18 protein-coding genes are annotated in these 20,911 nt (G+C 74.3%); 17 read left to right on the forward strand and 1 reads right to left on the reverse strand.

Features of this window, described 5'->3' with window-relative positions; translation table 11 throughout:
* Window positions 1–19: 19 nt before the first annotated feature.
* Genes AB0878_RS10935 through AB0878_RS10950 form a run of 4 tightly spaced genes read left to right on the forward strand, consistent with a single transcriptional unit; the run spans window position 20 to window position 3,517 of the window.
* A complete protein-coding gene (locus tag AB0878_RS10935; protein WP_366578673.1) occupies window positions 20–388 on the forward strand; it encodes a hypothetical protein in 369 nt (122 codons plus the stop codon).
* Window positions 385–1,734 (forward strand): DegT/DnrJ/EryC1/StrS family aminotransferase, encoded by a 1,350-nt coding sequence (locus tag AB0878_RS10940; RefSeq protein ID WP_366578675.1) that lies wholly within the window; start codon window positions 385–387, stop codon window positions 1,732–1,734. Before AB0878_RS10935 ends, AB0878_RS10940 begins: the two co-directional genes overlap by 4 nt.
* On the forward strand, window positions 1,731–2,555 hold the full coding sequence (locus AB0878_RS10945) for a transketolase (protein WP_366578676.1): 825 nt from the start codon (window positions 1,731–1,733) through the stop codon (window positions 2,553–2,555). The genes AB0878_RS10940 and AB0878_RS10945 overlap by 4 nt, the downstream gene beginning before the upstream one ends.
* A complete protein-coding gene (locus AB0878_RS10950) occupies window positions 2,552–3,517 on the forward strand; it encodes a transketolase C-terminal domain-containing protein (protein WP_366578678.1) in 966 nt (321 codons plus the stop codon). Before AB0878_RS10945 ends, AB0878_RS10950 begins: the two co-directional genes overlap by 4 nt.
* On the opposite strand, the gene AB0878_RS10955 is transcribed toward AB0878_RS10950, so the two are convergent.
* Window positions 3,504–4,364 carry a GNAT family N-acetyltransferase gene (locus tag AB0878_RS10955; protein ID WP_366578680.1) on the reverse strand — a complete coding sequence of 287 codons (861 nt, stop codon included), beginning with the start codon at window positions 4,362–4,364 and terminating at the stop codon, window positions 3,504–3,506. The genes AB0878_RS10950 and AB0878_RS10955 overlap by 14 nt on opposite strands.
* Before the next feature lie 39 nt (window positions 4,365–4,403).
* Here AB0878_RS10955 and AB0878_RS10960 point away from each other — a divergent pair, with 39 nt between their 5' ends.
* From AB0878_RS10960 to AB0878_RS11020, 13 genes are all read left to right on the forward strand, one after another.
* On the forward strand, window positions 4,404–4,967 hold the full coding sequence (locus AB0878_RS10960; protein WP_366578682.1) for a hypothetical protein: 564 nt from the start codon (window positions 4,404–4,406) through the stop codon (window positions 4,965–4,967).
* A complete protein-coding gene (locus AB0878_RS10965) occupies window positions 4,957–5,994 on the forward strand; it encodes a BtrH N-terminal domain-containing protein (protein ID WP_366578684.1) in 1,038 nt (345 codons plus the stop codon). The genes AB0878_RS10960 and AB0878_RS10965 overlap by 11 nt, the downstream gene beginning before the upstream one ends.
* Window positions 5,995–6,087: 93 nt before the next feature.
* The gene (gene lysW / locus AB0878_RS10970) at window positions 6,088–6,258 is read left to right on the forward strand and encodes a lysine biosynthesis protein LysW (RefSeq protein WP_366578725.1); all 171 of its coding nucleotides are present in this window, start codon (window positions 6,088–6,090) and stop codon (window positions 6,256–6,258) included.
* A 31-nt stretch (window positions 6,259–6,289) separates the two neighbouring features.
* Entirely contained in the window at window positions 6,290–7,315 is a 1,026-nt protein-coding gene (gene argC, locus AB0878_RS10975; protein ID WP_366578686.1) for an N-acetyl-gamma-glutamyl-phosphate reductase, read from the forward strand.
* A gap of 10 nt (window positions 7,316–7,325) precedes the next feature.
* The gene (locus AB0878_RS10980) at window positions 7,326–8,198 is read left to right on the forward strand and encodes a [LysW]-aminoadipate kinase (protein WP_366578687.1); all 873 of its coding nucleotides are present in this window, start codon (window positions 7,326–7,328) and stop codon (window positions 8,196–8,198) included.
* A gap of 2 nt (window positions 8,199–8,200) precedes the next feature.
* The gene (locus tag AB0878_RS10985) at window positions 8,201–11,500 is read left to right on the forward strand and encodes an amino acid adenylation domain-containing protein (protein WP_366578689.1); all 3,300 of its coding nucleotides are present in this window, start codon (window positions 8,201–8,203) and stop codon (window positions 11,498–11,500) included.
* The gene (locus tag AB0878_RS10990; RefSeq protein ID WP_366578691.1) at window positions 11,497–12,633 is read left to right on the forward strand and encodes an acyl-CoA dehydrogenase family protein; all 1,137 of its coding nucleotides are present in this window, start codon (window positions 11,497–11,499) and stop codon (window positions 12,631–12,633) included. Before AB0878_RS10985 ends, AB0878_RS10990 begins: the two co-directional genes overlap by 4 nt.
* Window positions 12,630–13,697: an acyl-CoA dehydrogenase family protein gene (locus tag AB0878_RS10995; RefSeq protein ID WP_366578693.1), complete on the forward strand. Its 1,068-nt coding sequence runs from the start codon at window positions 12,630–12,632 to the stop codon at window positions 13,695–13,697. Before AB0878_RS10990 ends, AB0878_RS10995 begins: the two co-directional genes overlap by 4 nt.
* 20 nt (window positions 13,698–13,717) lie before the next feature.
* The gene (locus AB0878_RS11000; RefSeq protein WP_366578695.1) at window positions 13,718–15,043 is read left to right on the forward strand and encodes a M20/M25/M40 family metallo-hydrolase; all 1,326 of its coding nucleotides are present in this window, start codon (window positions 13,718–13,720) and stop codon (window positions 15,041–15,043) included.
* 11 nt (window positions 15,044–15,054) lie between these two features.
* On the forward strand, window positions 15,055–18,378 hold the full coding sequence (locus AB0878_RS11005; RefSeq protein WP_366578697.1) for an amino acid adenylation domain-containing protein: 3,324 nt from the start codon (window positions 15,055–15,057) through the stop codon (window positions 18,376–18,378).
* A gap of 13 nt (window positions 18,379–18,391) precedes the next feature.
* The gene (locus AB0878_RS11010) at window positions 18,392–19,993 is read left to right on the forward strand and encodes a condensation domain-containing protein (protein WP_366578699.1); all 1,602 of its coding nucleotides are present in this window, start codon (window positions 18,392–18,394) and stop codon (window positions 19,991–19,993) included.
* Window positions 19,994–20,028: 35 nt separating this feature from the next.
* Window positions 20,029–20,460, forward strand: a complete 432-nt coding sequence (panD, locus tag AB0878_RS11015) for an aspartate 1-decarboxylase (RefSeq protein ID WP_366578701.1) — start codon at window positions 20,029–20,031, stop codon at window positions 20,458–20,460.
* Window positions 20,457–20,911, forward strand: a 455-nt coding sequence (locus tag AB0878_RS11020; protein WP_366578703.1) for an alpha/beta fold hydrolase, incomplete at its 3' end; no start/stop codon positions are given. The genes panD and AB0878_RS11020, both read left to right, overlap by 4 nt.

Consider the following 20,911-nt stretch of genomic DNA (forward strand, 5'->3'; position numbering starts at 1 on the left):
GGACCTGATGCTGACGCCCATGCCCGAAACCCGCACCGTGCCGGGGCGCTGTCCCGAGCTCGCGGCGGGACCGCTGACCTGCGCCGGGCAGACGCTGACCGTGCCGCCCGGCCGCTACGACTGGCTGTGGCTCACGGTGAGCAGCTCGGTCGCGCTCACCGCCACCGCGTGGCTCACCTACGCCGGTGGTCTGGACCCCGAACCGCTGGCGGTGCCCGCGGGTCCCGGCCGCACCGTGCGGCTGCCCGTGACCCGGCGCGACGACCTGCGGGCCGTGCGCCTGCCCGACGAACCCCGGCTGCGGCTGCACGAGGTGACCTTCGTGCAGCCGAGCCGTCCCTACCCCGAGCCGTACCCGGGTTCGGAGAAAGTGGTGGCACCCTCATGACGAAGCTCGCGATGTTCGGCGGCGCGCGGACCGTTGGCCCGCCGAAGACGCTGAAGGCCGGCATCGGCTGGCCGGTCGTCACCCCGGAGGACGAGGCCGCGGTCGCGGGCGTTTTGTCGGCGGGCCTGTTCACCTCGAACGACGCCGGCCGCGGCGAGGTCTCGTGGCTGCAGCGCGACTGGGCCGGCTACGTCGGTACCCGGCACTGCGCGGCGGTGGTCAACGGCACGGCCGCGCTGGAGCTCGCACTGGCCGCGCTCGATCTGGAGCCCGGCTCGGAGGTGCTGGTGCCGTCGCTGACGTTCATCGGCAGCGCCGTGCCCGTGGTGCAGCGGCTGCTGGTGCCGGTCTTCGTGGACGTCGACCCCGTCACCTTCACCATGGACCCGGACGCCGCGGCCGCGGCGATCACCCCGCGCACCCGGGCGATCATGGCTGTGCACCTGCACGGGGTGCCGTGCGACCTCACGCGCCTTCGCGACCTCGCAGAGCGGTACAACCTGCGTCTGATCGAGGATGCCGCGCAGGCCCACGGGGCCACGCACCTCGGCCGGCGCGTGGGCTCGATCGGCGACATCAACGCCTCGAGCCTGAACGTCACGAAGAACCTGCCGACGTGCGGCGAAGGCGGCCTGGTCACCACCGACAGCGACGAGCTGCACGAGCAGGTGGTGCTGCGCCGCCAGTTCGGCGAGTCGCTCGAGGCGGGCCGCGAACGCGACTACCTCTCGCGCGTGCTGGCCGGGAACCTCAAGCTCAGCGCCGTGCAGGCCGCGTTCGCGCGCAGCCAGCTCGAGCGCCTGCCGGAGTACGACGCAGCCCGCGCCCGCAACGTCGAGGCGTTCCTCGCGCGGCTGGCCCAGCTGCCCGGCGTCGTCGTGCCGACGTGCCCGCCCGATCGCACCCACGCGTGGCACATCCTGCGGATGCGGCTGGACCCGGTGGCGGCGGGGCTAGGCGACGTGCCGGCGGGCCCGTTCCGCGCGGTGGTGCAGCGGGCACTGCGCGCGGAAGGTGTGCCCGCGCAGCCGTACCAGATCGTCCCGTTGCCGGGGCAGCGCGCGTTCCGCGACCTGATCGGGCTCGGCGGCGGGTACCCGTGGCGCCTGCCGGGTGCGCGCCACGTCGACTACCGCGCCGAGGACCACCCCACGGCGCTGGCCGTGATCGAGGACTCGGTGACCATCCAGCGCTGGCACCTCAACCCCGCGGCGGGGCCGGTGCTCGACGCCTGCGCCAACGCGTTCGCCAAGGTGTGGGAGAACCTGGACACCCTCGCCGGGCTCGCCCGTTCGCTGGACTACCGCGCGCCGTGGCACGCGGCCGAAGCGGAGCTCGCCGCATGAGCGCGCCCGCGGTGGCACCGACGATCGCCGAGCGCGCGCTGCGGGTACGCGAGGAAATCCTGCAGATGGCGGCGGGGGAACACGGCGCGCACGTCGGCGGCGGGCTCTCGGCCACCGACGTGCTGTGCGTGCTCTACCTCGAAGTCCTGCGGCTGCGCCCGGACGAGCCCGACTGGCCCGGGCGCGACCGGTTCGTGCTGAGCAAGGGCCACGCGAGCGCCGCGCTCTACGCCGTGCTCGCCGAGGCTGGTTTCCTCGAGCGCGAAGAGCTGGAAACCTACTGCCGGCCGGGAAGCCGGCTGGCCGGGCACCCGCTGCGGCGGCTGCCCGGCGTTGAGTTCCCGACGGGTTCGCTGGGACACGGTTTGTCGCTCGCCACCGGGATCGCGCTCGGCCTGCGCCGGGCGCGCGCCGGCAGCCGGGCGTTCGCGCTGCTCGGCGACGGAGAGCTGCAGGAGGGTTCGGTGTGGGAGGCCGCGATGCTCGCCGGGCACCTGCGCCTGGGCAACCTCACCGCGATCGTCGACCGCAACCGCCTGCAGATCACCGGGTCCACTGAGGACTGTGTCGCGCTCGAGCCGCTCGCCGACCGCTGGCGGGCCTTCGGCTGGGACGTCGTGGAGGTCGACGGCCACGACCACAGCGCCCTGCGCACGGCCCTCACGACGACGGGCGCGCGTCCGACGATGGTGCTCGCCCACACGGTGAAGGGCGCCGGGGTGCCGATGTTCGAGGGCGACCGGCGTTCGCACGCCGTGAAACTGTCGCCGCGCAACCACCGCCGCGCCCTGGCCGGCCTGCGGACGGGGGCGGCGTCGTGACCGCGGCACTGGAGCAGACGTGGGCCGAGCGGTACGCGCCCAGCACCCGCGAGGTCTATCGGCGTACCCTGCTGGAGCTCGCGGCGGACGACCCGCGGATCCTGTGCCTCGACTCCGATATGGGCGGGCTCGACGACCTGTTCGCGCCGGTGCTGCTGGAGCAGTACGTGAACGTCGGGATCGCCGAGGCAAATCTGGTCTCGGTGGCCGCAGGGCTCGCCTCGACCGGATTCCTCCCGTACGCCAACACGATGTCGGGCTTCGCGTCGGCGCGCGCGTGCGAGCAGGTGAAGATCGACGTGGCGCACAACAACCTGCCCGTGCGGATCGTCGGCACCCACGGCGGGTTCTCGGCGGGCCACTACGGCCCGACGCACCACGCCCTCGAGGACCTCGCGATCCTGCGGACGCTGCCGAACCTCACCGTGGTCGTGCCCGCGGACTCGGCGGAGACCGAGTACGCGGTTCGCGCCACGGCGGGGCTGCCGGGTCCGCTTTACCTGCGGTTGGGCCGGAACCCGGCGCCACCGGTGTACGACGGGCCCTACGAGTTCCGCCTCGGCGAAGCCGTGCGGCTGCGCCAAGGCGAGGACGTGACGATCGTGGCGACCGGTCCGCACCCCGTGACGATGGCTCTGGAGGCGGCGCGGGCGCTGGCGGTGCGCGGGATCTCCGCGCGCGTGCTCAACGTGCACACTGTCAAGCCGTTCGACACCGCGGCGATCGCCGCGGCGGCTCGGGAGACCCGGGCACTCGTGACCGTGGAGGACCACGTGCTCGCCGGCGGCCTCGGGTCCGCGGTGTGTGAGGTCGTCGCCGGGTCCTGCCCCGTGCCCGTGCGCCGGATCGGTGTCGCGGACCGCTTCCACGACAGCGTCGGCAGCGAGACCGACCTCCTCGACGGCGCCGGCGTGAGCGCCCGCGCCGTCGAGGAGGCGGTGCTGTCGCTCAGGAGTGCCTGACCGCCGGCGCGCGCCACCACGCGAGCAGTCCCGTGTGGACGCTCCGGGGCAGCGCGTAGGCCGGGACCAGCGCGGCGGGGCGATCGTGACGGACGATCGCCCCGCCGTGCGTCGCCCGGACCGCCGCGAGGTCTTCGACGGTCGAACCGGGCCAGTGGTCGGCGCCGAGGAACCGGGCGCCCGCGGCGGGGGACCGGGACACCGAGGCGGCGACGGTGCCGTGCGAGACGCGGCAGGTCGTGGCGCCGCCGCAGGACCACCAGGTGACCACGACACCGGTGGCCGGCCGCGAGTCGTCGCCCGCGACGGGGTCGATCCACGGTCGCGGCGCCAGGGCCGGGTCGCGGCGCATCCGGACCTCGGACAGCGGCTTGTCGGCCGCGCCGAAGTGGTGCAGCGTGCGGTAACCCGCCTTGCCGTAGAACGCCGGGGTGCCACGTTCCACCACCGCGTTGAGCTCCACGGCGGCCCCGGCGCGCGCCGCGCCGGATTCCAGGGCGGCCACGAGGGCGCGGGCCAGGCCAGTGCTGCGCGTCCACGGCGCGACGGCCAGCCGCTGGACCTCCCACGCGCCCGGTGTGGTGACCGCGCGGACCGAGCCGGCGCACCGTCCGTCCACTGTGGCCACCCACAGCCGGGTGCCGGCCGCGAGGTCGGCGAGCACCGCGGCGCCGGTCTCGCGCGCGCCGTCGGCGACGGGCAGGCCGGGCACGGCGTCGCCCGCCGCGTAGGCCGCGCGGGTGGTCGCGGCTATTTCCTCCGCGAAAGCCGGGGAAATGCCGGACAACGGTGCGGCGGTGATCGTCGGGGACAATTCCGGGGAACGAGATCTGTCGACAACGGACATGACTCGAAAATAGAGGATGTGAGGCCGGTGGAAAAGACCGTGATCGATCTCGGTCGGCATTTCGACGGAACGGGGGTGCAACCCGAGGGGACGCCGGGGGACTACGGGTTCAACGTCTGGCGCAACACTTTCCCGGCGGAGGAACTGCCGCCCGCCGGTTCGGTGCGCGAGGTGGCGGGCGTGCCGTTCGCGTTCCCGGCGCCGAACTCCGCCGGCGCCGACAACGTCCGCTGCCGCGGGCAGCTCGTCGAGGTGCCCGCGGGCCGCTACGACTGGCTGTATCTGCTCGGCGCCGCCGAGCGGCGCACGGAGGACGAGGTGGAGCTGCACCACGCCGGTGGCACCGTGCGGCGCTCGTGGCTGCGGATGTCGGACTTCTGGCCCGAGACCCCGGCCCGCTTCGGCGAGCCGCTCGCCTTCTGCACCACCGGCCTGCGCTACCCGCGCCACACGCAGGCGGGGCACTCGCCCTCGATCTGGCAGCAGCGTGTCGCGATCGCCGAGCCCGACCCGCTGGTCGCCCTCAGGCTGCCGGACAACCCCGCCATGCACGTGTTCGCCCTGACCGCCGTCGCCGACGAGGAGTCCCGCTGTGCGCGTTGACCTGGGTCCCGCCGGCCGCTGGCGCCACGACCTGTCCCACTGCCTGCACACCACGGCCGGCGTGCTGCTCACCTTCCACGGCCTCGACCCCGTCCGCGTGCTCGGCGCCGGCTGGGGCTTCTCGCACCGGCCCGGCGACGTGCGCCGCGAGGAGTACTTCTTCCCCGGCGCGGGCCCGTTGTTCGCCGACCTGGCCCCGCACCACGCGGTGTCGTCGGTATGGCACGAGCCGGCCGACGCCGAGGCGGGCTGGCGCGAAGTCCGTGCGAAGCTCGCCGCCGGCACGCCGGTGGCCGTGGCCGCTGACAACTTCCACCTGCCCTTCCGCCCCGCCTACCGCGACGTGCACACCAACCACCTGCTCACGGTGTTCGGCTTCGACGACGAAGCGGGCGAGGTCCTCGTGGCCGATCCGGTGCCGCCCGCGTTCCAGGGCGCGATCTCCCTGGAGACGTTCACCGCGGCGCGTGACTCCGGCAACCCGATCCGCCACGACCGCGACATGTTCTTCACCGCCAACCCGATCGGCAACCGCTGGCTGGAGCTCGTCGTCGGGCTCGAGCAGCCGGCGTTCGACCTCGGGTTCGTCCGCCACGTACTCGCGGCCAACGCGGCCGGGCTGCGCGAAGGCCGGGTGACGCCGGGACTCGTGACGGGGCTGGCCGGCCTGCGGCACACCGTCGGTGGCCTGCTGGAACGCTACGAGAGCGACGAGGCCGCGGTCGACGACCTGTTTCTCCTCGGGGGAGCCGTGCTCGCCGTGACCGGGCTGCACGCCGAGTTCCTGGCGCTGGCCGGGCGCCGGTTCGGCCTGCCCGCACTGGGCGAGCTCGCCCGCTCGGTCGACCGGATCGCCCACCACTGGGCCGCGTTCCGGATCGCCGTCGCCACGGGCCGCGCCGACCGCGCCGCGGCGGTGCCGGGGCTGCTGGCGCGGGCGCGGCGGCTGCTCGCCGCATATGAGGTCGTCGCGGACGGGATGGCCCGGCTCGGCGCTGCCGCGTCCCGCGTGCGGGTGCCGGCGTAGGGGAGATCACCGACTCCTCGACGGCGCCGCCACGCGCCATTCTTGACCCAGCGCCGCCGGATCGGCGGATCGACGGAAGGAATTCCCGTGACGATGACCCTGCAGGAATGCCCCGAATGTGCGGGGAAGGTGTCGGTTCCCGAGGTACCGGAATTGAGCGAAATCGTCGAATGCGCGGAATGCGCGGGCGAGTTCGAGGTCGTTTCCGTGAGCCCCGTGATGCTGGCGCTCGCACCCGAACCGGACGAGGACTGGGGCGAATAGCAGCAGGCCGAGCGCGAGAAGGGGAGATCAGGTGATCGACGTCGGGATCGTCGGCGGCGCCGGCTACATCGGCGGTGAGCTGCTGCGGCTGTTGCTCGGGCACCCGGAGGTCCGGGTGGTTGCGGCCACCTCCGCCAGCGCTCCGGGGCGCCGTGTCGACGGCGGCCACCCGAACCTGCGCGGCCACACGGACCTCACGTACGTGCCGCCGGGTGAGCTGCCCGAGTGCGACGTGCTGTTCTTCAGCTCGTCGGGCCTGGGCGACCTCGAGAAGCGGGCGGAACTGCAGGCGCGGGGCAAGGTCGTCTACGACCTCAGCCCCGACCTGCGCTTCGCCGATCCGGCCGCCTACGGCCGGTTCTTCGGCGCCGCGCACCCGGCTCCCGAGCTGCTCGGCACGGCGGCGTTCGGCTCTCCGGAGCTCAACCGCGAGGCGCTGCGCACGGCGGACCTCGTCACGGTCCCCGGCTGCATGGCGACGGCGGGCATGCTCGCCCTGCACCCGCTGGCCGCCGAAGGGCTCGTGACCGGGCAGGTCTCGGTCGACGGACGCATCGGCTCCAGCGGTTCGGGTGCCACGGCCGGCGAGCACAACCTGCACGCCGAGCGCGCGAACATGCTGCGGGTCTTCGCCCCGGCCGACCACCGCCACCAGGTGGAGATCGCGCAGGCGACCGGACTCGACGTCGTCATGAGCGCCACCGGGATCGACGCCGTGCGCGGAGTGCAGGTGGTGTGCCGGGCCGAGGCCGCGCCCGGTGTCACCGAACCGGCGCTGCGGGCGGCGTACCGGAAGCACTACGCGGACGAGCCGTTCGTGCGCGTGGTCGCCTACAAGCGCGGCAACTACCGCTACCCCGAGCCGAAGATCTTGCTCGGGTCCAACCACTGCGACGTCGGGTTCGCGCTGTCCGGCGACGGGAACCGCGTCGTGGCCGTGGCCGCGATCGACAACCTCGTCAAGGGCGGAGCGGGCAACGCCGTGCAGTGCCTCAACATCCGCATGGGCTGGCCCGAGCGCACCGGGCTCGGCTTCACCGGGCTCCACCCGAACTAGGGAACGGGTCATGATCGACAACGCCGACGGGATCACCGTCGTGAAGTGCGGCGGGCGCGCCGGCCTCGACCGCGAGGCCGTCTGCGCCGACGTCGCCGCCCTCGTGCGGGCAGGCCACCGGATCGTGCTCGCGCACGGCGGCTCGGCCGACGTCGACGCGCTGGCCGAACGCCTCGGGGTGCCCCAGCGCCGGCTGACGACGCCGAGCGGTTCGTCCAGCCGCTACACCGATCCGCGCACGCTCGAGGTCCTGCTGCTCGCGCTCGCGGGCAAGGTCAAGCCCGCGCTCGTCGGCGGGCTCGGGGCGGCCGGCGTCGACGCGGTCGGGCTCACCGGCCTCGACGGCGGGCTGCTGACCGCACGCCGCACCGCCGTGCACCGCGCGGTGCTCGACGGGCGCCCGGTCCTCGTCCGCGACGACCACAACGGCCGGATCACCGCCGTCGACACCACGGTGCTGCGGGTGCTGCTGTCGGCCGGCCTGACGCCGGTCGTCTCGCCACCCGCCCTCGGCGGCGACGGCCTGCCCGTGAACGTCGACGCCGACCGCGCGGCGGGGGCGATCGCCGCCGCGTTGCCGGCCAGGCGCCTCGTGCTGCTCACGGGCGCGCCGGGCGTGCTCGCCGACCACACCGACGAGACCTCGCTCGTACGAGATCTCGTGCTGCCGCCGGAAGGGCCGGTGTCGTCGGCCGCGGTCGGCGGTATGACGGCGAAGCTCCAGGCCGCGCGCGATGCGCTGCACGCCGGGGTGGGCGAGGTGCTGATCGCCGACGGCCGGGTCGCCTCGCCGGTCACCGCCGCGCTCGCCGGAGCCGGCACCAGGGTGCGACTGGCCGCACCGTCCACGCACGTCGAGCCGCCGCTGGCGGTCGGGAGCTGATGATGCCGAACACCACCAAGACCACCGGCGGCCTCGCCGACATCCGCCGCAGCCTGCTGGCCGTACGCGAAAAGCAGCGCGAGGCCGCGTCCGGCGCGGGCGACGGGATCCGCCGGGCCGACCGCGCTCGCCCGCTCCCGCTGTCGTTCACCCAGCAGCGGCTGTGGTTCCTGGACCGCTGGACGCCGGGGCAGCCGGTGTACAACGCGCCCATCGCGCTGCGGCTGCGCTGCGTGCTCGACCGCGAGGCGTTCTCCCGCGCGCTCGGCCGGCTCGTCACGCGCCACGAGGTGCTGCGCACGAGCTATCCGGCGGAAAACGGCGTGCCCACGCAGGTGGTCGCGCCCGCGCCCGACACGATCCCGCTGCCGGTCGTCGACTTCTCGGGCCTGCCCCGCGCGGAAGCCGAGGAGCGCGCTCGCGAGTTCGTCGGCGGCGAGGCCCGCCGGCTGTTCGATCTCGAACGCGGGCCGATGCTGCGCCCGGCGCTCGCCCGGCTCGCCGCCGAGGAGTACGTGCTGGTGCTGGGGATGCACCACATCGTGACCGACGGCTGGTCCACCGGCATCCTCGTGCGGGAGCTGATCGAGTTGTACCAGGCCGAAACCGCCGGCCGTGAACCCCTGCTGCCGCCGCTGCCGATCCAGTACGCGGACTACTCGGTGTGGCAGCGCGGCCGGATGACCGGCGAGGCCGTGGAGCGCCAGCTCGCCTACTGGCGCGAGCGCCTCGCGGATCTGCCCACAGTGGACTTCCCCGCCGACCGGCCCCGGCCCGCCGTGCCGACCCGCGCCGGCGCGACGCTCGAGACAATGCTGCCGCAGGCGCTCGCCGACGCGGCCAATCGGCTCGCGCTCGAGCACAAGGTGACGCTGCTGACCGTGCTGCTCTCGGCGTTCACCGCCGTGGTGGCCCGCTACACCGGCCAGGACGACATCGTGCTCGGCTCGGTGTTCTCCGGCCGGACCCGGCCCGAGGTCGAGCACCTGCTGGGCTTCTTCTCCAACACCCTCGTGCTGCGCACCTCGACCGCGGGCGACCCGGAGTTCCGCGAGCTGCTCGCCCGCACGCACGAAACCGTCATGGGCGCGCACTTCAACCAGGAGCTGCCGTTCGGCCACCTCGTCGACGAGCTCGCGCCCGAGCGCGACCCGTCGCGCAACCCGTTGTTCCAGACCAGTTTCACGCTGCAGCACTCGGCCGTCGAGTCGGCCGAGGTGGGCGACGTGCGGGCCGAGGCGTTCCCGCTCGAGCTCGGCACGGCGCGGTTCGACCTGGCCGTGCAGGCGACCGAGGTCCCCGGCGAGGGCCTGCGCCTGTGGGCCGAGTACTCCACCGAGCTGTTCGACGCGGCACGCATCGAGCGGCTGTTCGGTCACTTCGCCCGCGTGCTGGAGGCGGCCACCGCCGACCCCGGCGTGCGCCTGGCCGCGCTGCCGCTGCTGACGGATGCCGAGTACCGGCAGCTGACCGGCGAGTGGAGCGCGGCCCCGGCGCCGTCCGGCTCGCCGGAGACGTGCCTGCACGAGCTCGTGGAGTCCGTTGTGGACACCCGGCCGGACGCGGTCGCCGCGACGTTCGGCGGCACGAGCCTCACCTACCGCGAGCTCGACGAGCGGGCCGACCGCCTCGCCGCCGCCCTGCGTGCGCGCGGCGCCGGCCCGGAGACGGTGGTCGCGGTGCTCGCCGAGCGCGGGCTCGAGCTGCCGGTGGCGTTCCTGGGCGTGCACAAGTCCGGCGCATCCTACGTGCCCCTCGACCCGGACCACCCGCCCGCACGGCTGGCCGCGGTGCTCGCCGAAGCGGGCGCAACCCTGGCGGTCACCACGCCGGACCTCGCCGCGGCGTTGCCGGAGACGGTCGAGCCCCTGTTCGTGACGGAGGAGGCGCTGGCGCCGTACCCGGCCGTCCGGCAGGCTTCCGGTGCTCGCGCCGCGAACCTCGCGTACACGATCTTCACGTCCGGCTCCACCGGCCGTCCTAAGGGCGTGCAGGTGACGCACGGCGCGATCGTGTCGTTCGTGCGCGGCATCGTCGACGTCTTCCGGCTCGGCCTGGGCGACCGGGTGCTGCAGTTCGCCAACCCGGCGTTCGACGTGAGCCTCTTCGACTTCTTCGCCGCCCTGGGCTCCGGCGCCACCGTGGTGCAGGCGCCGCGGCGAGTGCTGCTCGACCCGTCCGAGCTGACCACGCTGATGCGCACCGAAGGTGTCACGGTCACGGACCTGCCGCCCGCGGTCCTCGGCCGGCTCGACCCGGCGGGTCTGCCGGAGCTGCGGGCGCTTTTCGTGGGCCTGGAGGCGTTCCCAGCCGAGCTGGTCAACCGCTGGAACACCGAAGGCCGCGAATTCCACAACGGCTACGGTCCCACCGAGGCCACCGTCGCGTGCATCGACCACCGGTGCCCGCACGAGCACCACGAGGCCATGCCGCCGATCGGGCTCCCGCTGCCCGGCTACCGCGCGTACGTCGTGGACCCGGCCGGGAACCTGGTTCCGGTCGGGGTCGCGGGTGAGTTGCTCGTCGGCGGCGCGGGGCTCGCACGGGCCTACACCGGGCAGCCGGCGCTCACGGCCGAGAAGTTCGGGCCCGACCCGTTCGGCACGAGCGAGCGGCTCTACCGCACAGGGGACCTCGTGCGGCGGCGGGCCGACGGCGCGCTGGAGTTCCTGGGCCGTGCCGACAAGCAGGTGAAGATCCGCGGCCTGCGGATCGAACCCGGCGAGATCGAGCAGGCCCTCACCGCGCTGCCCGAGGTGGGCGAGGCGCACGTGACCGCCCAGGGCCACGGCGCGGACGCGCGCCTGGTCGCCTACCTGACCCCCGCCGGCGCCGCCGCCGTGGAAGTGGACGCGGTGCGGCGCGGGCTCGTGGCGCGGCTGCCGTCCTACCTCGTGCCCGCCGTGTTCGTGGTGCTGCCCGAGTTTCCCCGCGGAGCCAGCGGAAAGCTCGACGCGGCGCGGCTGCCCGCGCCGGGCGAGGCCGCGGCACCGGCCTCCGCGGTGGCGCCGCGAACGCCGACCGAGCAGACGCTCGCCCGGATCTGGGCCGAGGTGCTCGGCGAGTCCGGGTTCGGGGTCCACGACAGCTTCTTCTCCATCGGTGGCAACTCGATGAAGGTGACGCAGCTGGTCTCGCGGATCCAGGACGAGTTCGGCGTGACGCTGGAGCTGCGCGATTTGTTCGTCAACTCGACCGTCGCGGAGCTGGCCGAGGTCGTGGAGGCTGCGGAGCTGGCGGAAGTTTCCGACGAGGAGCTGCTCGCGTTGCTGGCCAAGGCCGACGAGGGAGGTGCCCGATGAGCGTCGCGGAGTTCCGCCGCCGCGTGCGGGAGGTCCTCGAGACGGCCGAGGTGCGTGCGGAGGTCGCCGAGATCGCCGCGTACGGACCGGAACGCGAGAGCGGCAACCCCCGCGCGTACGGCGCGCTGGGCGAACACGGCCTGCTCGCGCCGGCCTGGCCCGTCGAGTACGGCGGGCTGGGCCTGGGCGCGGCCGAGGCCGCTGTGGTCACCGAGGAACTGGTCTACGCGGGGGTGCCCGACGACGCCCACGTGCTCAGCGTCGACATCGTCGGCGCGTTCCTGCTGGCGGCCGGGACCGAGCGGCAGAAGGCCGAGCACCTGCCGCCGCTCGCGCGGGGCGAGCGGATCGCCACCGTTCTGTTCACCGAACCCGGCTGCGGCTCGGACCTCACGGCGCTCAGCACCCGCGCCGAGCGCGAGGGTGAGGGCTGGCGGTTGCGCGGCACCAAGATCTACACGCAGAAGTCGCAGTTCGGCGACGTCGCCCTGTGCGCGGCGCGCACGAGCACCGGTCCGGTGGCGATGCACGGCATCACGCTGTTCCTGCTGCCGCTGCGCTCGGCCGGCATGCACGTGGAACCGTTGCCGGGCCTGGCGAACGACCGGTTCTCCACCGTCGCGATCGACGGCGTCCTGCTCGGGCTCGAGTCCGTGGTGGGCGCTGTGGACGACGGCTGGCGGCTGATGACGGACATGCTGCAGCTGGAGCGCACCGGCATCGACTTCCACGCGAAGGCGCGCCGGCTGCTCGACACCGTGGTGGCCCGGGCCGCCGCGACCGGTGAGCTCGACGACGCGGAGCTGGCCGGCCGGCTCGCCGAGCTCGACGGCGCGGTGCGCGCGGGCGGCACCCTGGCGTGGGAGATGGTCGCGAACCTCGACCGCGGTACGCCGGACCCGGTCGCCTCGGCGATGACGAAGTGGTTCGTCACCGAGCAGTTCCGCCCGGTGCTCGCGGCGGGCGCAGACGTCTTCGGTCTCGACGGGGCACTGTCCGTGCACGACGAGGAAGCCCCTGCGCTCGGACAGCTCGACGCGGCTTACCGCGTGGGTCCGGCGCACCGGCTGGCGTCGGGCACGTCCGAGGTCATGTTGTCGGTGGTCGCCACCGCGGGCTGGGGGTTGTTGTGACGACCGTGCTGGAAACGTCGCCGGCGACGCTGCGCGAACGGTGCGCCGAGCTGTTCGACGACGAGCTCTCCCCGGTGCTGCGCCGACTCGGCCGGCACCGGGCCGGTCCCGATGACGAAGACCGCGAACTGCGAGCCGGTGTCTGGGCGGCATTGGCGGACCTGGGCGCGCTGGCGCCCGCCGCGGGCAGGACCGCCGGTGACCGCGTCGCGCTCGCCGACGTCGCCGAACTGATGGGCGCCGCGCTCTACCCGAGCCCGTACGCCGGCACGGTGACCGCGGCCGCGCTGGCCGATCCGGGGATCCTGGCGGGGATCACGGCGGGGGAGCGGACGTTCGCCCTCGCGTGGCATCCCGCGGGCACGGCGGACCCGGCCGCGTCCGGTCCGGAGTGGACGGACGGCCCGCTGTCGGGCGAGCGCCGGTTCGTGGCGTTCGCGTCCGAAGTGGACGAACTGGTGGTGCCGGTCGCCGACGGGGTCGCGTTCGTGCCGGTGGACCAGCCGGGTGTCCGGCTGCGGCGCCACGGCGCGCTCGGCCACGGTGACCTGCACGCCGTGACCCTCGCCGCCGCCCACGCGCGCTTCGTCCCGGCCGACCCCGCGAGCCTGCTGGCCGGTGCCCGGGTCCGGCACGCGGCGTACCTGGCCGGGCTCGCCCGCGGCGCGCTGGAGCTCGCCGTGGCACGGCTCAAGGAGCGATCGGCCTTCGGCGGGCCGCTTGCGAAGCAGCAGGTGCTGGCCCACCGCGTGGCCGCGCTGGCGTCGCGCACCGCGGCGGTGCTCGCGTTCGCCCGGGCCACCGCCCGGCGCCCGGCCGACGACGCCGGACTGCCGCTGGCCGCGGCGCAAGCACTGCTGCTCGCCGCGGAGCTCGCCCGCGAGACCGCGACCGAAGCGGTGCACCTGCACGGCGCGGCGGGCATGACCGACCGCCACGACGTCTCGCTCTACTACCGCCGTGCCGCCGTCGACGTCCCCGCGCTGGGTACGCCGCGGCAGCTGCGCCGCCAAGCCGGCGCTCTCCTGGCCGCCGCCCACCGCCGGAACCCGTCGCACCGCTGAGGAAAGGGACCGTCCCCGCCATGCCCGCCCACGCCGTCCCGCTGCTGCAGGACCTGATCCGCATCAACACCGTCAACCCGCCGGGAGACGAAGGGCAGTGCGTCGCCTACGTCGAGCGGCTGCTGTCGGCCGCGGGGATCTTGACCAAGATCTTCGGGCTCGACGACCGGCGCACCAACCTGATCGCCCGGGTCCCCGGCCGCGGCGAGGCCCCGCCGCTGCTGCTGCACGCGCACTCCGACGTCGTCGGCGTCACGGGCCAGAACTGGCTCTACCCGCCGTTCGACGGCCTGCTCGTCGAGGGCGAGGTGTGGGGCCGAGGCGCGATCGACATGAAGGGCGGCCTGGCGATGATGCTCGCCTCGCTGCTGAACCTGCGCGAACGCGGCGAGCCGCCCGCGGGTGACGTGGTGCTCGCCGTGGTCGCCGACGAGGAAGCCGGCAGTGAAAGCGGCGCCGGTTTCCTCGTGCGCGAGCACCCCGAGCTGTTCGACGACGTGCGGTACGCGATCGGTGAGGAGGGCGGCGCCGGCGTCGAGCTCGGCGGGGTGCGGTTCCACCCGATCGTCGTCGCGGAGAAACGCGCGGCCTGGCTGCGCCTGAGGTTGCGCGGCGCGGGCGGGCATGGGTCGCGCCTCGCGCCGCCGGACGCGACGATCGCCCGCCTCGGCGGGGTGCTCACCACGCTGAGCGGCGTCCGGCTGCCGCGCCACCCGACGGCCGCGGCCGACCGGATGCTCGCCGCCCTCTCGGACGCGCTGCCGGAGCCGCTGGCGGCCGAGGTCGCCCGCTTGCGCCACGACAACGTGCGCGACGCGGTGCCCTCCGGCCTGCCGTTGGAGGAGGCGCTGCTGCTCGACTCGGTGCTGCGGCACACGGTCAACCCGACCGTGGTGCGAGCTTCGGACAAGATCAACGTGCTGCCCAGCGAGATCACCGTCGACCTCGACGGCCGGATCCTGCCGGGCGAGTTCACGATGGCCGGGTTCCTGCGGGAGGTCCAGGACCTCGTCGGCCTCGACGGCGAGCTCGAAGTCCTGCTGGAGGGCGAAAAGGTGCCCGCGGACATCGCGGAACCGGAGTTCGGCCCGTTCTACGAGTGCCTCACCGGGGTGCTGCGCAAGCTCGACCCGCTGGGCGTGCCCCTGCCGGTGGTCACGCCGGCCTCGACCGACGCGCGGCTGTTCGCCCAGCTCGGGATCCGGTGCTACGGCTGGCTCCCGCTCCGCCTGCCGCCGGGCAGCGGCCACCGCCGCCTGCTGCACGTCGCCAACGAACGCGTCCCCGTCGATGCCCTCGAGTTCGGCACCGACTGCCTGACCGAGCTGCTGCTCGGCTACCGCTGAAGGAGCTCACCATGCCACCGCGCAGGTCATCCGCCGACCGGCAGGCGCTGCTGCGGCGCCTGCGTGCCCAGCAGGGGCTGGGCACGGCGACCGGAGTCGTCCCCCGCCCGGATCCGCACGCCCCGGCGGCGCTGTCGCCGGGCCAGAGGCGGCTGTGGTTCTTCGACCGGCTGCGTCCGGGCAGCGCCGCTTACACGATCGGCTGCGGGCTCTGGTTCGACGGCCCGCTGGACGTCACGGCGCTCGCCGAGGCGCTGTCCGAGGTCGTCGCGCGGCACGAGGTGCTGCGCACGACCTACTCCGATGTGGACGGTGACCCGGTGCAGCTCGTGCACCCCGCCGCCGATGTGCCGCTGCCGGTGCGCGAGGTCTCGGACGACCCGGCCGCGACCGCCGCGGCCACGCGGTTCACCCAACGGCCGTTCGACCTCGCCGAGGGCCCGGTGCTGCGCGCGGAGCTGCTGCGCGTCACGGAGCGACGGCACCTGCTGGTGCTCGCCGTGCACCACATCGCGGCCGACGGCTGGTCGCTGCAGGTACTGATCGGCGAGCTCGCCGAGAGCTACCGCGCGCGGCTCGCGGGCGAGTTCCCGGCGGTGGCGGCGCTTCCCGTGCAGTACGCCGATTTCGCCCGCTGGCAGAACGAGTGGCGGGACTCGCCGGCGGCCGCCGCGCAGCTCGACTTCTGGGCGCGGGTCCTCGACGGCGCCGCGCTCGTGGACGTGCCCGCCGACTGGTCGCGCCCGGCGGAGGCGGACTTCGCGGGCGACGTGGTCGTGGCGGGCGTGGCGCCGGAGGCGGCGGCTGCCGTCGCCGCGCTGGCCGAGCGGGAGCGGACGACGCCGTTCGTGGTTCAGCTGGCGGCGTTCGCCACCGTGCTCGCGCGCTGGTCGCGCCAGTCCGACGTGGTGGTCGGCGTCCCGGCGGCCGGACGCACCCGGGCCGAGGTCGGCTCGCTCATCGGGTTCTTCGTCAACACGCTGCCCGTGCGGCTGGATCTCGGCGACGACCCGGAGTTCGGGGAGCTGGTGCGCCGCACCCGCGCCGCCGTGCTCGACGCGCAGGCCAACGGCGACGTCCCGTTCGACGACATCGTGGAGCGGCTGCGCCCGGAGCGTGACGCCGGGGGCCGGACCCCGTTGGTGCGCCACCTCTTCCAGGCCGACGAGGCTCCACTGCGGACCCTCCACCTCGGACCGCTGGCCGTGACGCCCGTCGCGGTCGAAACCGGCGTGGCCAAGTTCGACCTCGGTGTCGACGTGACCTACCGCGCCGACGGCGGTCTTGACACCCGCGTCGAATACGGCACCGAGCTGTACGACCGCGGCACGGCCGAGCGCTTCGCCGAGAGCTTGCGGCTGGTCTTGGAACACGCGGACGCGGCGACGCGCGTGTCGCGGCTGCCGTTGCTCGCCGCCACCGCGCGGGCCGAGCTCACCGGAGCGCACAGCGGTGCCGCGGTGCCGGCGCTGCCCGCACCGTTCCGGACGGTCCACGAGTACTTCGAAGACCAGGCCGACCGCACGCCCGACGCCGTCGCGGTCGAGTTCGAGGACACCACGCTCACCTACGCGGAGCTGGACGCGCGGGCGAACCGCCTGGCCCGGCAGCTGCGCGCGGCGGGCGTGCGCCCGGACTCCGTGGTGGGCATCGCCTTGCCGCGCGGCCCCGAGCTGATGGTGTCGTTGCTGGCCGTGCTCAAAGCCGGTGGCGCCTACCTGCCGCTCGACACCGGGTACCCGCCCGCGCGGATCGAGCTGATGCTGGCCGACTCCCGGGCCCGGGTCGTGATCACCGACACGGGCGAGGTCGGCACCGAGGTGCGCGGCGCGCTCGCGACGGCGCCACAGCTGCTGTGCGTGCGCCGCGACGCCGCCGAGATCGCGGGCCGGCGGCCCGGCCGGGTGCGGATCCCGGTGCACCGGCGCGACGTCGCGTATGTGATCTACACGTCCGGCTCCACCGGCCGCCCCAAGGGCGTGATGAACGAGCACCGCGGCGTGGTGAACCGCCTGCTGTGGATGCAGGACGCCTACCGGCTCGCGCCAGGGGAAGGTGTGCTGCAGAAGACCCCGACGAGCTTCGACGTGTCGGTGTGGGAGCTGTTCTGGCCGCTCATGACGGGCGCGCGGTGCGTGCTCGCCAAGCCCGGCGGCCAGGGCGACCCGGAGTACCTGGCCCGGCTGATCGTGGCGCGGGACGTGACCACTGTCCACTTCGTACCGTCCATGCTGGACGCGTTCCTCGCGGCCGACGACCTGCACGGCTGTGGCGGGACGCTGCGCCGGATCGTCTGCAGCGGCGAGGAACTGCCCGCGGGGCTCGTGGACGAGGCCGCGCGGCGGCTGCCCGGGGTCGGGGTGTTCAACCTCTACGGCCCCACCGAGGCCGCGGTCGATGTCACGTGGCACGAGTGCGTGCCCGGCGCGGGACCGCGCGTGCCCATCGGCAAGCCGATCGCGGGGGTGCGCACCTACGTGCTCGACCCCGCGGGCGAACCCGTGCCCCACGGCGTGGCGGGTGAGCTGATGCTGGGCGGGATCCAGGTGGCGCGCGGGTACCACGAGCGCCCGGCGCTCACCGCCGAGCGGTTCGTGCCCGACCCGTTCGGCGAACCCGGCGAACGGCTCTACCGCACCGGCGACCTCGCCCGGGTGCGGCCCGACGGCACGATCGAGTACCTCGGCCGCATCGACAACCAGGTCAAGCTGCGCGGCATGCGCCTCGAACCCGGTGAGATCGAGGCCGCGCTCACCGCGCACCCGGCGATCGACTCCGCCGTCGTCGACCTGCGCGCCGGCCGGGGCGGTGCCCCCGCGCTCGTCGGGTACGTGCGCCTCGCCGAAGGCACCGAGCTCGCCGGCGCGGGCCCGGGTGAGCTGGGCGCGTACCTCAAGGCGCACCTGCGCGACCGGCTGCCCGCGCACTTCGTGCCGTCCGCCTTCGTGGTCCTCGCGCAGTGGCCTCTTTCGCCCAACGGCAAGCTCGACCGCCGCCGCCTGCCCGAACCGGAGCTCGGCACGGCGGCCGCGCACGTGCCGCCGTCGTCGGACCTCGAACGGCGGCTCGCCCAGGTGTGGCAGGAGGTGCTCGGTCTCGAGCGCGTCGGGGTGACCGACAACTTCTTCGACCTCGGCGGCCAGTCCCTGCTCGCGACGCAGGTGATCGCGCGGGTGAAGGTGCAGTTCGGCGTGGAGCTGCCGCTGGGCCGGCTCTTCGGCACGCCGACCGTCGCCGGGCTCGCCGAAGCCATCACCGCGAGCGCGCAGCGCGCGGCCGCGGGGCCCGCGCTGCGCCGCGTCGACCGCTCCGCCTACCGCGTCCCGACCCCTTGACCAGGAGTGCCAGATGACTGACGAGCTCTACGTGCTGCCCGCGTCGTTCGGGCAGCGGCGGCTGTGGCTGGCCGAACAGGCCCGGCCCGACACTTCGCTCTACACGATGAGTACGGCGCTGCGGCTGCGCGGCGCGCTCGACGTGTCCGCGCTGCAACGTGCCCTCACCGAGGTCGTCTCGCGGCACGAGGTGCTGCGCAGCGTGCTCCGCCTGACCGGCACCGAGGTGAGCCAGGTGGTGCGGGCGCCGGAACCGCTGAAGATCACCGTCGTCGAGGTCGGCGGCGGTATGGACGCCGTGGTCGCGGAGGCCGAGCGGCTCGCCGCCGTGCCGTTCGACCTCGGCGCCGGCCCGCTGCTGCGCTGCCACCTGCTGCGCGCCGGCGAAGACGACCACGTGCTGCAGCTCGTGGTGCACCACAGCGTCGTCGACGGCGAGTCCACCCAGGTGCTGCTCGCGGAGCTGACCGCGCTGTACGCGGCGTTCGTCGAAGGCACCGAGCCCGAGCTGCCGGAACTGCCGCTGCAGTACGCTGACTACGCCCTCTGGCAGCAGGGACGGCTCGACTCGGGCGCGCTCGACGAGCAGCTGGAGTACTGGCGCGAGCGGCTGGCCGGCCTGGGGGAGCTGCGGCTGCCCGCGGACCACGCGCGTCCGGCGACGCCGACGTTCGCCTCCACGACCGCGCCGGTGAAGATCCCCGCCGCGGCGATCCGCCGGCTGCGCGAGGCGGTCGGTGCGGGCGTCACCGCGCCGATGATCGCGCTCGCCGCGTACGCCGTGGTGCTCGCGCGCTGGAGCGGCCAGGACGACGTGGTGGTGGCCGTGCCGGTCGGCGGCCGCACCGAGGTGGAGCTCGAACCGCTCATCGGGTTCTTCGTGAACACGGTCGCCGTGCGGGTGGACCTCTCCGGGGACCCGTCGTTCGAGGCGGTGCTGCGCCAGGTGCGGGACGCGAGCGTGGCCGCCTACGCGCGGGCCGATCTGCCGTTCGAGCACCTCGTCGAGCAGCTTCAGCCCGAGCGCCGCGCCGGAGTGCTCCCCATCGCGCAGACGATGCTCACCGTGCAGCCGAGCGCGGTGGCCGGCGGGTTCGCCATCCCCGGCGTCGCCGCGGAGCCCGTGGCCCTCGCGCAGGACCGGCTCGTGTTCGACGTCAAGCTCGACGTGGCCGAGCTCGACGACGCGCTCAGCGGGGTGCTGATCGGCCGCACCGAACTGTTCGACCCCGACACGATCGCGCTCGCCGCGCGGTCCTTCACCAACGTGCTGCGCTCGGCGGCCACCGCGCCCGGCACCGCGGTGTCGGCGCTGCCGTGCCCGATCGCGGGCCGCACCGGAGTGTCCACTGTGGAGGAGGCAGCGGCGCCGGTCGCGGCCGGTACCGGCGATGGCACGCCTGCCAGCCCGGCCGAGCACCTGCTCGTGCGGCTTTGGCGGGAGGTGCTCGAACTCGACGAGGTCGGTGTCGACGACGAGTTCTACGCCAGCGGCGGCAACTCCCTGCGCGCCGTGCGGATCGTGATGCAGGCGCGCGAGGTCGGGGTGGAACTGCCGATGACCGTGCTGCTCGGCGAGCACACGATCCGCCAGCTCGCCGCCGCCCTCCAGTGAACAACCCCAGCCCACTCCCAGCGAACGAGGTCACCATGGAATCCCCGATCGTCATGCGCACCATGCTCAAGTCCAAGATCCACCGCGCCACGGTCACGCAGGCCGACCTGCACTACGTCGGGTCGGTCACGCTCGACGAGGACCTGATGGACGCCGCCGACCTGCTCTCGGGCGAGATGGTCGCGATCGTCGACATCACCAACGGCGCGCGGCTCGAGACCTACGTGATCAAGGGCGAGCGCGGCAGCGGCGTGATCGGCATCAACGGTGCCGCCGCGCACCTCGTGCACCCCGGCGACCTGGTGATCCTGATTGCCTACACCCACATCGAGTCCCGGGCCGCCGCGGCGTACGAGCCCCGGGTCGTGTTCGTGGACGAGGCCAACCGCGTGCTGGAGCAGGGCAGCGACGCGGCCCACGCGCCGGCCGGCTCCGGGCTCGTCAGCGGCGCGCTGGTGGCACGATGACAGTCGGCGTCGCGCAGCGGTGGCTGCGCCGCTTCTCCAGCCCGCCCGCGCCGCGGCTTCGGCTGGCGTGCTTCGCGCACGCCGGCGGATCGGCGAGCTTCTTCCGCACCTGGCCGCGCTCGCTCCCGGCCGACGTCGAGGTCCTCGCGATCCGCTACCCGGGCCGCCAGGATCGGCTCGCCGAGCCGTGCGCGCAGCGGCTCGACGACCTCGTCGACGACGTGGCGGCGGCGCTCGCCGAGCCGCTTGCGGACGGGGTGCCGTTCGCGTTCTTCGGGCACAGCATGGGTTCCGCGATCGCTTTCGAGACCGCGCGGCGGCTCGAGGCGCGATGGGGGCTGCGGGCGGGGGGGGGGGGGGTCATCGGGCCCCCCCGCCCCCCCCCCAGGCGTAAACGCGCCCGCCACACGGAGCTGCGCGCCGCCGTGTGGGCGGCGGTGTGCGAGGTCTA

Origin of the sequence: Amycolatopsis sp. NPDC047767 (assembly GCF_040704195.1) — a bacterium.
Lineage (GTDB): Bacteria > Actinomycetota > Actinomycetes > Mycobacteriales > Pseudonocardiaceae > Amycolatopsis.

Coding starts and splice junctions, on each gene's coding strand:
- lysW (WP_366578725.1), top strand. CDS start 6,088: ATGACCCTGCAGGAATGCCCCGAATGTGCGGGGAAGGTGTCGGTTCCC.
- AB0878_RS10990 (WP_366578691.1), top strand. CDS start 11,497: ATGAGCGTCGCGGAGTTCCGCCGCCGCGTGCGGGAGGTCCTCGAGACG.
- AB0878_RS10985 (WP_366578689.1), top strand. CDS start 8,201: ATGCCGAACACCACCAAGACCACCGGCGGCCTCGCCGACATCCGCCGC.
- AB0878_RS10945 (WP_366578676.1), top strand. CDS start 1,731: ATGAGCGCGCCCGCGGTGGCACCGACGATCGCCGAGCGCGCGCTGCGG.
- AB0878_RS10940 (WP_366578675.1), top strand. CDS start 385: ATGACGAAGCTCGCGATGTTCGGCGGCGCGCGGACCGTTGGCCCGCCG.
- AB0878_RS11000 (WP_366578695.1), top strand. CDS start 13,718: ATGCCCGCCCACGCCGTCCCGCTGCTGCAGGACCTGATCCGCATCAAC.
- AB0878_RS10980 (WP_366578687.1), top strand. CDS start 7,326: ATGATCGACAACGCCGACGGGATCACCGTCGTGAAGTGCGGCGGGCGC.
- AB0878_RS11005 (WP_366578697.1), top strand. CDS start 15,055: ATGCCACCGCGCAGGTCATCCGCCGACCGGCAGGCGCTGCTGCGGCGC.
- AB0878_RS10955 (WP_366578680.1), bottom strand. CDS start 4,364: ATGTCCGTTGTCGACAGATCTCGTTCCCCGGAATTGTCCCCGACGATC.
- AB0878_RS10935 (WP_366578673.1), top strand. CDS start 20: ATGCCCGAAACCCGCACCGTGCCGGGGCGCTGTCCCGAGCTCGCGGCG.
- panD (WP_366578701.1), top strand. CDS start 20,029: ATGGAATCCCCGATCGTCATGCGCACCATGCTCAAGTCCAAGATCCAC.
- AB0878_RS11010 (WP_366578699.1), top strand. CDS start 18,392: ATGACTGACGAGCTCTACGTGCTGCCCGCGTCGTTCGGGCAGCGGCGG.